We start from the raw sequence: 12787 nt of genomic DNA, 5'->3' as shown, positions 1-12787 counted from the left end.
TGCCCGGACCGATCGTCACGGCCCGACGACCGCCGCCACCGCGGCCGCGACGAGCGCCGCGAGGCCCGCCGGATCGGAGATGGGGGCGCGGCCGAAGGTGAAGCGGATCGAGGTCTGCGCGACCGCGGGATCGATGCCGCACGCGAGCAGCACGTGCGAGGGCTCGTCGCTGCCGGCCGCGCACGCCGATCCGCTCGACGAGACGACGCCGCGGCGTTCGAGCTCGAGCAGGACGGACTCGCCGCTCACGCCGGCCAGGGTGAAGCTCGCCGTCGCCGGCAGCCTGCGGGCCGGGTCGCCGAAGGCGGGATCCCCCGTCGCACGCGCGCTCGGCACGAGCCGCAGCACCTCGTCCGCGAACCGGGCGGTCGCAACGCCCGCGCGGGCGACGACGGCCTCGCGCTCGGCCTCGGCGAGCTCCAGCGCGGTCGCGAGCCCGATCGCCCCCGCCACGTTCTCGGTGCCCGAACGCCGTCCGCGCTCCTGCCCGCCGCCGTGCACGAGGGGTTCGATCGGCACCCGGCCCCGCACCGCGAGCGCGCCGATCCCCTTCGGCGCACCGAGCTTGTGGCCGGCGATCGACACGGCATCGGCCCCGAGCCCGTCGAGGGCGAGCCAGCCGCCCGACTGCACGGCGTCAACGTGCACCATCGCGCCGCGCTGCCGCGCCACCGCGACGAGCGCCGCCGCGTCCTGCACCGTACCGACCTCGTTGTTCGCGTGCGCGAAGCTCACGAGGACGCGCTGGTCCCCTGCGGCGAGCGCCGCATCGATCGCTGCGCCGAGCGCCTCCGGTTCGAGCCGGCCCGTCGGATCGACCGGGATCCGCGTCCCGCGCACCCCGTGGAAGCGCTCGAGGTAGTCGACGGAGGCGAGGATCGATTCGTGCTCGATCGGGGTGGTGAGCACCCGATCCGTGCCGGTGCCGAGCGCGATGCCCTTGAGCGCGAGATTGTTGGCCTCGGTGCCGCCCGAGGTGAAGACCACGTCGCCGGTGCGCGCGCCCAGCACGCGGGCGACCCTGCGCCGGGCGTCCTCGAGCAGCGCGGCCGCCGCTTCGCCGGCCGTGTGATGGCTCGACGGGTTTCCGAAGGCGCCGGTGAGCGCCGGGCGCATGGCCTCGAGCACCTCGGGCCGGATCGGGGCGGTCGCGGCGTGGTCGGCGTAGAGCATCAGTCGATCCGGACGTCCAGGCCCAGGTCGAGGGCGCGCGCCGAGTGGGTGAGCGCGCCGACCGAGATGACGTCGACGCCGGTCTCGGCGATGGCGCGCACCGTGCCGAGGTGCACGCCGCCCGAGGCTTCGACCGCGGCGCGGCCGGCGATGCGCGCGACGCCCGTGCGGAGATCTTGGAGCGAGAAGTTGTCGAGCATCACGGTGTGCGCCCCGCCCGCGAGAGCCGCCTCGATCTGGTCGAGCCGGTCGACCTCGACCACCACGTGAGTGGTGTGGGGCAGCCGGGCGATGCCTTCGCGCAGCGCTTCGGCGAGGTCGAGGCCCTGAGCGCGCAGCACGGCGAGGTGGTTGTCCTTCGCCATCACCGCGTCCGACAGGGTGCGCCGGTGGTTGCTGCCGCCGCCGCTCAGCACCGCGTGCCGTTCGAGGGACCGGAGCCCCGGCGTGGTCTTGCGGGTGTCGGCGATGCGGGCGCCCGTGCCCGCGACGGCCGCCGCGTACTCGGCGGTGACGGTCGCGATCCCGCTCATGCGCTGGGCGAAGTTCAGCGCGACCCGTTCGGCGGTGAGGATCCCGCGCGCGGGTCCCGTGACCGAGGCGAGCACTTCGCCGGCCGCGAAGCGGTGGCCGTCGGCCGCGCGCAGTTCGACGTCGATGCCCGGATCGGTGAGCGCGAACGCCGTCGCGAAGACCTCGCCCCCGCTGAGGACGCCCGGCTCGCGCGCGACGAGGTCGGCGGTGGCGCGCGCGTGCTCGGGCAGGAAGGCCGTGCTCGTGAGGTCGCCCCAGGGCGCGTCCTCCTCGAGCGCCGCCTGGACCGTGCGGGTGAGGGTGTGCTGCGGGATCATCGTGCTCCGATCGGTTCGGGTGCTGGGCGGAGCGCCTCGGCTCCGCCGTCGAGTCGGTGGTGGGCGCCGAGGGATCGGGTGCGGGCGCGGGCCGCCGCGACCGTGGCGCGGGCGAGGAGCAGCAGGTTCGCGTCCTCCTGGGCGCGGGCATCGCCCGGTTCAGGCGCGGTGCCCGCCGCGTCCGCGGCCCATCCGTCGAGCACCCGTGCGGCCTCGGTGAGTCCGGTCTCGCTCCGCAGCAGACCGGCGTGCTCCCACATCAGCTGCTGCAGAGCGGTCCGCGAGAAGGCCGGGCCGCTCAGCGGCGCGGTGATCGGCGCACCGGCGGGATCCGCTTCGAGGTACGCGCCCGAGCTGCCGTCGAACGCCCACGTCTCGGCGGGCCACGCATCGACCGGCCATCCGCCGTTCGACCACGCCGTGCTCGCCAGCGCCTCCGCCGCCCGCGCGCCGAACACGGCGCCCTCGAGCAGCGAATTCGAGGCGAGCCGGTTGGCTCCGTGCACGCCGGAGCGTGCGGTCTCGCCGACGGCGAAGAGGCCGGCGAGGGAGGAGCGACCCGTGCTGTCGGTCTCGATGCCGCCCATCAGGTAGTGCTCGGCCGGGGTCACGGGCACGGCTTCGCGGGCCCAGTCGATCCCGCGCCTGCGCAACTCGCGATCCACCGTGGGGAAGCGCTGCGCGAGCGCCTCCGCGCCGAGCGCGGTCGCGTCGAGCCGCACGGGCGCCCCGGTCTCGGCGGCGCGGGCGGCGACCGCTCGCGCCACCACGTCGCGCGGCGCGAGTTCGGCGTCCGGGTGCGTGTCGGCCAGGAACCGTCGCCCGTCGGCGTCGATCAGTACCGCACCGGCCCCGCGCAGCGCCTCCGTCAGCAGGAAGGGCTCGCCCTCGGCCAGCACGGTCGGGTGGAACTGCACGAACTCCAGGTCGGCGATCCGGGCTCCGACGCGGAGCGCCGCTGCGATCCCGTCGCCCGTGGCGCCCGCCGGGTTCGTGGTGCGCGCGAACAGCCGTCCGGCGCCGCCCGTCGCGAGCACCACCGCATCGGCTTCGAGCGTCTCGCCGGAGACCAGGGAGATCCCGGAGACGCGAGCCGGGAGCGGACCGTCGAGGCTGCAGGCATCGTCCACCTGCAGATCCGCCAGCATCTCCCCGGTGCGCACCTCGATCCGTGGACGCGCCCGCAGTTCGGCGATCAGCGCCCGCGAGATCTCGGCTCCCGTCGCGTCCCCACCGGCGTGCGCGATGCGCGGCAGGGTGTGCGCCGCCTCGAGTCCGCGCTGGATCCGGCCCGCGGCGTCGCGGTCGAAGCGCGTTCCCAGCGCGACGAGCCGATCGATCGCGGCGGCCGCACCCGCAGTCAGCGCCTCAACGGCCCCGGGATCCCCGTGCCCGGCGCCGGCGCGCAGCGTGTCGCTCGCGTGCAGCTCGGCGGAGTCGCCCGGGCCGTACGCGCCCGCGATCCCGCCCTGGGCGGCGGCGGTGCAGCCGTCGCCGAGCGCGCCCTTCGCGACGAGCACGACCTCGTGGCCCAGCTCGTCGGCGCGCAGCGCCGCGGTCAACCCGGCGATGCCGGAGCCGACGACGATCGCTCTCACGGCCGCGCCGCCAGCATGCGCTCGAGCGCGACGCGCGCCGGATCCGCGACCGAGGAAGGCACCTCGATCCGGTTCACCGTCCGTCCCGCCACGAGCTCCTCCAGCACCCAGGCGAGATACCCGGGGTGGATCCGGTACATGGTCGAGCAGGGGCAGACCACGGGATCGAGGCAGAAGATCTCGTGCTGCGGGTGCTGGGCGGCGAGCCGTCGCACCAGATTGATCTCGGTGCCGATCGCGAAGGTCGCGGGTTCGGTCGCGGCCTCGATCGCCTCGCGGATGTAGGCGGTGGAACCGGCCTCGTCGGCGGCGTCGACGACCTCCATCGGGCACTCGGGGTGCACGATCACGCGGACCCCGGGGTGCTCGGCGCGTGCCCGGTCGATCTGCGCGGTCGTGAACCTGCGGTGCACCGAGCAGAAGCCGTGCCACAGGATCACGCGCGAGTCGACCAGGGTCTCGGCCGACGAGCCGCCGAGCGGGCGGTGCGGGTTCCACATGGGCATCCGGTCGAGCGAGACGCCCATCTCCTTCGCCGTGTTGCGGCCCAGGTGCTGATCCGGGAAGAACAGCACGCGGCGCCCCCGCGCGAACGCCCACTCGAGCACCGTGCGCGCGTTCGACGAGGTGCACACGATCCCGCCGTTGCGTCCCACGAAGCCCTTGATCGCCGCCGAGGAGTTCATGTAGGTCACGGGGATCACGGGCAGGAGCCCGTCGGTGTCCGGCTCGTCGAGCGGGCCGAGCACGTCGGCGAGCTGCTCCCAGCACTCCTCGACCTGGTCGATGTCGGCCATGTCGGCCATCGAGCAGCCGGCGGCGAGGTTCGGCAGGATCACGGCCTGATCGGGCCCCGAGAGCAGATCGGCGGTCTCGGCCATGAAGTGGACGCCGCAGAACACGATCGCCTCGGCCTCGGGATGCTGCTTCGCCGCGACGGCGAGCTGGTAGGAGTCGCCGACGTAGTCCGCGTGCCGCACGACCTCCTCGCGCTGGTAGAAGTGCCCGAGCACGACGACCCGGTCGCCCAGGGTCGCGCGCGCGGCGACGATCCGCGCCTCCAGATCGGCTTCGTCGGCCTCCCGGTACGCGGCGGGCAGCTCGCCCTGGCGCGGCGAGCCCGTGGGGATCACGTCGCCCATGGAGGATCCGGGGCCGTAGCCGGGCACCGCGTCGAAGGTCCACGGGCCCGCGGCGAGGTCCGTGCTGCAGACGCCGTCGTCGCCGGCCGAGACGAGCTCGAGGATCCGGTGGTCGACGGAGGGATCGAGGGAGACGGGGGTGCTCATCGGATGCTCATTTCTTCGGAGGAGAGGGGACCGCGGTCGGCCAGTTCGGCGTCGGGACTGGAGCGGTAGAGCCGCGCGGGTCGATGGTTGCCGGTGCGGAACTCGTCGGTGGCGATCAGCGTGCCGCTCGACTCGACCTGTCGGCGGAAGTTCGCCGGATCGAGCCTGCGGCCGAGGATCGTCTCGACGGCCTCGCGCAGTTCGGCGAGCGTGAACTCCTCGGGCAGGAAGCCCTGGGCCACGCGGCTGTAGCCGACCTTGTTGCGCAGGCGCCACAGCGCGTACTCGATGATCTGCGCGTGGTCGAAGGCCAGGGCCGGCAGATCGTCGGCGTCGAACCAGCGCACGTTCTCGGGGGAGAGGCCCGTGCGCCGGTACTCGGCGCTCTGCGCGTCGACCTGGTCGGAACGCAGCAGCGCCCAGTAGACGATGGATACGACGCGGCTGGGCGAGCGGTCCACGGCGCCGAAGGCGTAGAGCTGCTCCAGGTAGCTGGGGGCGAGACCCGTGGTCTCGGCGAGCGTGCGAGCGGCGGCGCCGACGGGAGCCTCGGTCGCGGTGAGCCAGCCGCCGGGCAGCGCCCAGCGGTCGGCGAACGGCTCGCGGGTGCGGCGCACCAGGGGAAGCGAGAGCACGACGCCGCGCTCGGTTCTGCGCAGGGTGAGGATCGCGGTGGACACCGCCACGTCGATCCCGGAACTTCTGGTCATGATGACTTTAACCTCCGGGATCCATCTTAGTGTCCTCGGCACCTTTAGTGCGAGCGGGAATATCAGCGGGTCCCCGTCGGTTACCGGATAGACTCTTGGGCATGGCAGCAGCTGCAAAAGACGTGAGCAAGCGCAAGGCGTCCCAGGTGACGCGCACCCGTGCCGAAGCGCGCGAGGCACGCGAGGACGCACCGAACCCGGTGTGGTTCAAGCCGGTCATGTTCGGCTTCATGCTGCTCGGCCTGCTCTGGATCGTGCTCTACTACATCACCAGCTCCTCGCTGCAGCTGCCGATCCCCATGCTCGGCCAGGCCAACATCTTCGTCGGCTTCGGCCTCGTGCTCATTGGCTTCCTCATGACCCCCTGGTGGAAGTAGCCCCGCCCGAACGCGAAAAAGCCGCCCGCCGCATCTCAGGATGCGGCGGGCGGCTTTTTCATTCGGATCCACGCTCGGGCCGGGAACGCCGGAAGCGTTAACACCCAGGGTTATCCACAGTTTTCTCCCCAACTGGGGACGAACTACACCGGTGTGATTTTTCGGGTCATCGGCGCCGGGAAACCGGTCCTGACCAGGTCAGATCAGCACTGCGGCAGGGAGCGGAGACACGACGAAATACATGAAGGTCAGCGCGATGAGCCCTGCGCCGAGACCGATCAATCCACCGATCCGTGCACCCTTGCGGCGCGGGCCGCGGGTCTGCACCAGGATCCACATGGTGAGCGCGCCGACGGCGAGGCCGCCGAGGTGCGCCTGCCAGGACACGCTGTTGCCCGGCAGGAATCCGATGCCGACGTTGATCGCGATGAGCACCGCGAGCGAGGTGATGCTGACGCCGGCCGCGCGGAACGCCACGAGCGTCGCGCCCATGACGCCGAAGATCGCGCCCGAGGCGCCGACCGTGGGAACGAGCGCGGCTGCGGGGTCGGCGTAGGCCCACAGCATCGTGCCGATGGATCCTCCGACGCCCGAGAAGAGATACAGCCAGAAGAACGGCAGTCGGCCCAGCAACTGCTCGAGATTGCGGCCGAACAGCCACAACGTGAGCATGTTGAAGAGGATGTGGAAGATGCTGCCCGTCGAGTGCGTGAACATCGCGGTGATGAAGCGCCACGGCTGGTACAGCTGCGGATCCGCGTGCGCGGGCGCGAACCAGAGCGCCCGGGTAGCGTCGGGGATGAGGAGCTGCACCACCCAGACCACCGCGCAGGCGATCATGATCCCGTAGGTCACCACGGGGGCATCGGTCGCGGCAAGCCGGCGGCCCATCACCGTGACCTTGCGCGCGGCCGGGTTCTGCGTGCGGCCGGGTCCGCGCCCGGACGCACGAGCGCCCCCGCGGAGCTCGCGCATGCACTCGGGGCACAGCACGCCGACGGGGGCGTTCGTCTGGCACTGCGCGCAGATGGTGCGGCCGCAGCGCTGGCAGAGGGTGAAGCTGGGCGAGTCCGGGTGCCGGTAACAGACGTCGTTCGGACCGTACTCCGCGCGCTCGCCGAACTCCGGCCGCGACCCGCCCAGGCTCACGCCTCAGACCTCGGCGATATCGACGCCGGTGATGACGACGTCCTCGACGGGACGGTCCATCGCACCGGTCTGCACGCCCTCGATGGCATCGACGACGGCCTTCGAAGCGTCATCGGCGACCGCACCGAAGATGGTGTGCTTTCCGTTCAGCCACGCCGGAGCGATGGTGGTGATGAAGAACTGCGAGCCGTTGGTGCCCGCGAGACGACCGGTCATGTCGGGGCGCTTGCCCGCGTTGGCCATCGCCAGCTGGTAGGGCTCGGTGAAGAGGAGCTCCGGGTGGATCTCGTCGTCGAAGGTGTAGCCCGGGCCGCCCGTGCCGGTGCCGGTGGGGTCGCCGCCCTGGATCATGAAGTCCTTGATGATGCGGTGGAAGATGACCCCGTCGTAGAAGCCCTTGTTCGCCAGGTCGACGAAGTTCTTGACGGTCTTCGGCGCGTGGTCGCCGAACAGGTTGATGACGATGTCGCCGTGGTTGGTGTGAACGGTTGCGACCGCAGTGTGAAGAGTCATGGCAGTAATTCTACGGCCAGCGCTTTGGGAGGCACTGTGCGTCGCTTCGGTGTAGCGTGGGTGGCACGCGACCCTGCGGAAGCATCGGAGGTTCCCATGTCACTCACTCGCAAGAACCGTCGCGAGCTGCGTCGACTGCGCAACCACGCGCAAGACGTGCTCGACGAGCAGCGCATTGTGCTCGGCCACGCCGGGGAGGTGCTGCAGGCCGCCGGTTCCCAGGCCCGTCGTCTGAGCGACGAGCACCTGGCCCCACGGGTGAACGACGCGATGACCACCGTTCGGCCGCAGGTCGACCGGGGCATCCTCGCCGCCCGACGCGCGTCCGAGCAGGTGCGCCGCGCGACCGCGCCGCTCGTCGCAGGCGCGCTCGCCAGCACGGTGCGCACCCTCGAGCAGCTCGAGAACGCCGAGGGCGCGCAGCAGGTGCGCCGCTTCGGCGAAAAGCGCGGCCTCCTGGCCCCGCAGAAGAAGAAGCGCGGTGTGGGCGGGTTCATCGCCCTCGGCCTGGGCATCGCCGCCGCCGTGGGCGTCGGCTACACCCTGTGGCAGGCGTTCCGCAGCGACGACGAGCTCTGGGTCGCCCCCGAGTCCGGCGAGTAGGCCGGATTCAGCGGCCGGTCAGCCGGTCGCGGAGTCGGACTTCCGGGTGGGTTCCGCGGTGCGGGACCCACCCGTTTTCTGTGCCCGGCGCGGGCCCGATCTCGCGGCGCCGGACTTCTGTCCGGAGCCCGTGGGAGCCGCGTTCTTGGTCGCGGGGCCCTTCGAAGCGCTCTCGCCGCTCTGCTGCGGATCCGCCGCAGCCTTCTTCGGCTGCGATCCACCGGTGCCCGCGGCCGCGGAGCCGTTGCCGGCGCCACCGCCGGAGCGCCGGGACCGCCGGGATCCCGAGCGTCCGGCCGAACTGCGCAGCGAGATGCCCGCCATGCGCAACCCGGTCTGCACGAGCGAGAGCGTCTTGAGCGAGCGGATCTCGCGGATCGGCACCCAGCGCGCCTCGTCGGAGGATCCATCGACCTCGTGCCTCAGCGGCCCGTCGACGACGGTCGCCCGGTAGACGATCCGGATCGTGTGCAGCTGCGGATCCTGCCCGTCCTCGACCTCCTCGCGGATCATGACTCGCGAGTCGACACCGAGGAGCTTGCCCGTCTTCGCCGTGAGTCCCGTCTCTTCGAGCACCTCTCGGACCACCGTCTGCTGCGGATCCTCGCCGTTCTCGATGCCGCCGCCCGGCAGGGTCCACCCGTGCATACGACCCCGGCGCCAGTGCGTGAGCAGGATCGAGCCGCGCCGCTCGATCACCGCGTAGGCCGCCACCCGCATATCCATAGTGCTGAGCCTAGTGTCTCGCGCGAGGGCCGATGCTCAGCCGATCTCGGCGATCCAGCCGCGCAGCCACACCTCGAGTCGCCGATACGCCTCGGCACGCACCGACGGACGCGAGAGGAACACGTCGTGCAGGGCGCCGTCGATGCGTTCGATGGTGACCGTGGGCCCGAGCCGGGTCGCCGCGCGTGCGATCTCGTCGACGTCGAGCACGGAGTCGACGCTCGTCAGCTCCTCGCTCCAGCGGAGCGGCGAGATCCACCGCCGCGACAGGAGCACGCCCACGGGCGCCGTGATGCGCAGTCCGCGCTCCACCACCTCGCTGTGGCCCCGCAGGATCGCTCGCAGCCAGCCCGCGTGCACCGCCATCGCCTGCTCCGGCCGCCATTCGGTGTTCACGTTGAGCGGGTGCTCGTCGTCGGCGACCGCGCGCTGCGCCCGCGTGTAGTAGCCGAAGTCGAACTGCGGCGCGGACTCGCGCGGGTTGAACCGGGCGCTGAGGTCGACGAGGGGGGCGATGCTCGCCCGGATCCTCCCCGGCAGCTGGAACTCGAGCCACGGGCTGTTCAGCAGCACCCCCGAGGCCACACCGGGATGCCGGTCGGCCCACAGGCTGAGGATCAGGCCGCCGGTCGAGTGGCCCATGAGCAGCAGGCGACGGGGCCGGCCGCCGAAGGCCGCCGATCCCCCGTGCGCCGGTTCGGCCGACATGATCTCGAGCGCCGCTCCGATCTCGGCGTCGTACTGCGCAAGGTCCTCGATGAAGCCCGGCGTCTGCCCCGGCCGCAGGCTGCGCCCGTACTTGCGGAGGTCGAGCGCGAAGAAGCGCGCTCCGCGGTCCGTGAAGAATGCGGCGAGCTCGCGCTGGAAGAAGTAGTCCGACCAGCCGTGCACGTAGAGCACGTCGACCCCCGCGAGCGGGTGCACGATCCGCGAGCGGCCCGCCAGTCGATCGGTGAGACGCACGGTGCCGGGCAGCGAACGCACGAGGGTCGCGACCAGCGGTCCCTCGTCGTCCTCCCCCAGCGGGATCGTGCGCTGCGCGAACCCCGGTCCGAGGACATCGGGCTGCCAGGCGTCCGGATCGTGCGTCATATCGCCAGTGTAGGAGGGGCGGCTGCGCGACAGGGGTCCGGATACGATCGGGGTGCCCGATTCCGCACTCGAACCCATCGGAGGCCCGCAGATGCCGCAGTCCCCAGGCCGCCGCACCCCGTCGGGTGCGCGCTGGGTCGCCTGGACCGGGCTTTCACTCGGCGCTGTCGGCGTCGTCGCACTGTGGTGCTGGGAACGGCCCCTGGGTCTGTCGCAGGGCCCGCTGTTCTTCGCGGTCGTCGCGCTGACCGCGCTGAGCGCCGGCGCCGCCGTGATCGCGCTGCTGCGGCGGGTCGCGGCGGATCAGCGATCCGGCGGTTCCGCGGCCGAGCGGTCGCCCGCTGAGGGAGCGGCCTCGCGGCGGACTCCCCCCGAGCCGCTGCCCGGCCTGCTCCCCGAGCTGCTGCTCGCGTTCGCGCTGCTCGTCTGCGGCGGGCTCGCTGCGCTGTTCTTCCTCCTGCCGACGAACGACGACGATCCCTGGATCCCCTGGGCGGCTTCGGTGCTCATCTTCGTGGCGCTCGCCACCCGGCCGATCCGCGGCTACCTGCGCGTGCGCGGGTCCCGAGGCGGCCGCACCGGCCCCTCCGCCGACACCGGGCGCCGCTGAACGCGGAACGGGGCCGGGACCGCCGGTCGGCGATCCCGGCCCCGCCGGTGGGGCACAATCCCCTACTGCACCGCCTTCAGCGCGTTCACGAGGCCCGTGCCGAAGTAGCTGTTCAGCGCCGTCGTGCCCACGCAGGCCGCGCCGTTGCCGCGCTCGGGTGCCGAGCAGGGCGTCGGGGTCGCGTCCGCCTTGAGCTTCGCCGTCAGCTGCGCCGGCGTCAGGTTCGGGTGAGCCGACTTCATGAGGGCGAGGACGCCGGCGACGTGCGGGGTCGCCATCGAGGTGCCGCTCTTCAGGCCGTAGCCGCCGCCGGGCAGGGTCGACAGGATCCGGGATCCGGGTGCCGCTACATCGATCTCGCCGAGCCCGCGGTTCGAGAAGTACGAGAGCTGGCCGGTCTGGGTGACCGAAGAGACCGTGACCACACCGGGGATCTGCGCGGGGACGTCCTTGCAGCCCTGGTTGATGGTGCGCGGAGTCGGCGCCGGTGCGTCGTTCGGGCTGCCCTCGTCGCGCGTGTTCACGGTCAGGTCGAGTCCCGAGTTGCCGGCGGCGGCCGCGTTGACCACGCCGCGAGAGGTGGACCAGTTCACGGCGCGTGCCATCGCCTCGCGCACGGCCGCCTGATCGGGCTGGTCGTCGCACCAGAACTCGAAGGGATCGACGTAGTAGCTGTTGTTCGTCACGTCCATGCCGCGCTGCGAGGCCCACATGAAGCCGCAGATCGCGTACTCGGGGTAGATGAAGCCGTCGTCGTTCACGACCTTCACCGAGGCGAGGCGCACGTTCGGGGCGACGCCGACGATGCCCGTACCGTTGCGGGCCGCGGCGATCGTACCGGCCACGTGCGTGCCGTGATCCGAGGTCGTCGGCTCCCAGCCGCCGGCCGTCTGATCGGGCCGGCCGCCCACGGTGCAGTTCACCGAGTTCGCGACATCGATGTTCGGTGCCAGGTCCGAATGCTGCGGATCGATGCCGGAATCGAGCACGCCCACGAGCACCTTGCGGCTGCCGTCGGTGATCGCGTTCGCCTGATCGGACTTGATCATGGCCATGTCCCACTGCTGGGCCTCCATGGCGTCGCCCGCCTTCGCGGGCACCGGCGTGGTGGGCTCGTCGACGTCGACGCGCTTGTTCTTGCCGCCCTGCTTCCAGCCGGAGGCCCCGGGGCCCCAGGGCACCTGCGGACCCTCTACCCGGTCGGAGACCTCGACCGTGCGGGTCGCACCGACCGATTCGACCGCGTTCTTGCCCGTGACCTTGACCCGATCGCGGAACGCCGCGCGGTCGCTCTGCGCGATCACGACGCCGATCTCGGGCCACGTCTGCACGACGACGCCGCCCGCCGCGGTAACGGCCTTCTCGACCTTGCGCACCTGACCAGGGTTCGCCTTGCCGGCGTTCACCACGTAGCTCATGACGGTGCCGTCCGGCGGATTCACCGGAACGGGGGTGGACGGCTCCGCGACGGCCGCGGTGGCGGTGGTCGCCGTGCCCACCAGCAGGCCGATCGCCGCTGCGGTGCAGACGGCCGCCCGGATGGAGCGCTGACGGAATGATGATCTCATCGTTGAGGATCCTCTCGAGGGAGTACCCCGGCTTGTGGCCGGGGCGGGCTCACTGCCCTCCCCCTTTCTAGTAGCCGGGGACGGTTCGATTCAATATTGAAGATCGACCGTCGCCGCAGTAGGGTGCGCCCCTCGCCGCCGGCGCGCCGCTGCCGAGCGCTCTGCTGCTCGGCCCGAACGGCCAGGCGCGCCACTCCCGTGACCCCGAAAACGCAGAACGCCCCCGGCGCGAGCCGGGGGCGTTGTCTGTGGATCCTGGGAGAATCGAACTCCCGACATCCTGCTTGCAAAGCAGGCACTCTACCAACTGAGTTAAGGACCCGGAACGGCTCTTGCGAGTCGTTCGGTGGGGCTACCAGGACTTGAACCTGGGACCTCTTCATTATCAGTGAAGCGCTCTAACCGCCTGAGCTATAGCCCCTTGACCAAGAAACGACTCTACACGGCTCCTCGCCGAAAACACAAATCGGCCGGATCCGCTCCGCGTGCCGCGACCGGAAACGCCGCGTGCCCCGCCGACCGGGAAGG

Annotated in this window: 13 protein-coding genes and 2 tRNA genes; 3 read left to right on the top strand and 12 right to left on the bottom strand. The window is 71.7% G+C overall.

Going from position 1 to position 12787, the window contains the following annotated elements:
- Positions 1-15 precede the first annotated feature (15 nt).
- Genes BMH31_RS07065 through BMH31_RS07045 form a run of 5 tightly spaced genes read right to left on the bottom strand, consistent with a single transcriptional unit; the run spans position 16 to position 5621 of the window.
- Positions 16-1173, bottom strand: coding sequence for a cysteine desulfurase family protein (locus BMH31_RS07065; protein ID WP_099724567.1), 1158 nt, complete (start codon positions 1171-1173; stop codon positions 16-18).
- Positions 1173-2024, bottom strand: coding sequence for a carboxylating nicotinate-nucleotide diphosphorylase (gene nadC / locus BMH31_RS07060; RefSeq protein ID WP_099724566.1), 852 nt, complete (start codon positions 2022-2024; stop codon positions 1173-1175). The genes BMH31_RS07065 and nadC overlap by 1 nt, the downstream gene beginning before the upstream one ends.
- Positions 2021-3622: an L-aspartate oxidase gene (gene nadB, locus BMH31_RS07055; protein ID WP_099724565.1), complete on the bottom strand. Its 1602-nt coding sequence runs from the start codon at positions 3620-3622 to the stop codon at positions 2021-2023. Before nadB ends, nadC begins: the two co-directional genes overlap by 4 nt.
- Positions 3619-4911, bottom strand: a complete 1293-nt coding sequence (gene nadA, locus BMH31_RS07050; protein WP_099724564.1) for a quinolinate synthase NadA — start codon at positions 4909-4911, stop codon at positions 3619-3621. The genes nadB and nadA overlap by 4 nt, the downstream gene beginning before the upstream one ends.
- The gene (locus BMH31_RS07045; protein WP_099724563.1) at positions 4908-5621 is read right to left on the bottom strand and encodes an NUDIX domain-containing protein; all 714 of its coding nucleotides are present in this window, start codon (positions 5619-5621) and stop codon (positions 4908-4910) included. Before BMH31_RS07045 ends, nadA begins: the two co-directional genes overlap by 4 nt.
- A 101-nt stretch (positions 5622-5722) precedes the next feature.
- Here BMH31_RS07045 and BMH31_RS07040 point away from each other — a divergent pair, with 101 nt between their 5' ends.
- Complete coding sequence (locus BMH31_RS07040) at positions 5723-5998, top strand: cell division protein CrgA (RefSeq protein WP_199068376.1); 276 nt, start codon at positions 5723-5725, stop codon at positions 5996-5998.
- 198 nt (positions 5999-6196) lie between these two features.
- On the opposite strand, the gene BMH31_RS07035 is transcribed toward BMH31_RS07040, so the two are convergent.
- Positions 6197-7147, bottom strand: coding sequence for a rhomboid family intramembrane serine protease (locus BMH31_RS07035; RefSeq protein WP_241898176.1), 951 nt, complete (start codon positions 7145-7147; stop codon positions 6197-6199).
- Positions 7148-7150: 3 nt separating this feature from the next.
- Positions 7151-7660: a peptidylprolyl isomerase gene (locus tag BMH31_RS07030; protein ID WP_099724561.1), complete on the bottom strand. Its 510-nt coding sequence runs from the start codon at positions 7658-7660 to the stop codon at positions 7151-7153.
- Between the two features lie 96 nt (positions 7661-7756).
- Between BMH31_RS07030 and BMH31_RS07025 the strand changes: the two genes are divergently transcribed.
- Positions 7757-8263 (top strand): hypothetical protein, encoded by a 507-nt coding sequence (locus BMH31_RS07025; protein WP_046454954.1) that lies wholly within the window; start codon positions 7757-7759, stop codon positions 8261-8263.
- Positions 8264-8281: 18 nt separating this feature from the next.
- Here BMH31_RS07025 and BMH31_RS15835 read toward each other — a convergent pair whose 3' ends face one another.
- Positions 8282-8989 carry an NUDIX hydrolase gene (locus tag BMH31_RS15835; RefSeq protein WP_306460334.1) on the bottom strand — a complete coding sequence of 236 codons (708 nt, stop codon included), beginning with the start codon at positions 8987-8989 and terminating at the stop codon, positions 8282-8284.
- 36 nt (positions 8990-9025) lie between these two features.
- Positions 9026-10081: an alpha/beta hydrolase gene (locus tag BMH31_RS07015; RefSeq protein ID WP_099724560.1), complete on the bottom strand. Its 1056-nt coding sequence runs from the start codon at positions 10079-10081 to the stop codon at positions 9026-9028.
- 91 nt (positions 10082-10172) lie between these two features.
- On the opposite strand from BMH31_RS07015, the gene BMH31_RS07010 reads away from it, so the two are divergent.
- A complete protein-coding gene (locus tag BMH31_RS07010) occupies positions 10173-10691 on the top strand; it encodes a hypothetical protein (protein ID WP_143469803.1) in 519 nt (172 codons plus the stop codon).
- A 62-nt stretch (positions 10692-10753) separates the two neighbouring features.
- Here BMH31_RS07010 and BMH31_RS07005 read toward each other — a convergent pair whose 3' ends face one another.
- The 3 genes from BMH31_RS07005 to BMH31_RS06995 all read right to left on the bottom strand — a co-directional run bounded on the left by BMH31_RS07005 (position 10754) and on the right by BMH31_RS06995 (position 12680).
- Entirely contained in the window at positions 10754-12259 is a 1506-nt protein-coding gene (locus BMH31_RS07005) for a S8 family serine peptidase (protein ID WP_099724558.1), read from the bottom strand.
- 249 nt (positions 12260-12508) lie between these two features.
- Positions 12509-12581: transfer RNA gene (locus BMH31_RS07000), tRNA-Ala, on the bottom strand.
- A 25-nt stretch (positions 12582-12606) separates the two neighbouring features.
- Positions 12607-12680: transfer RNA gene (locus BMH31_RS06995), tRNA-Ile, on the bottom strand.
- Between the last annotated feature and the right edge of the window lie 107 nt (positions 12681-12787).

Origin of the sequence: Leucobacter sp. OLIS6 (genome assembly GCF_002752355.1) — a bacterium.
Lineage (GTDB): Bacteria > Actinomycetota > Actinomycetes > Actinomycetales > Microbacteriaceae > Leucobacter.
This window is presented reverse-complemented; position numbering and strand designations above follow the sequence as displayed.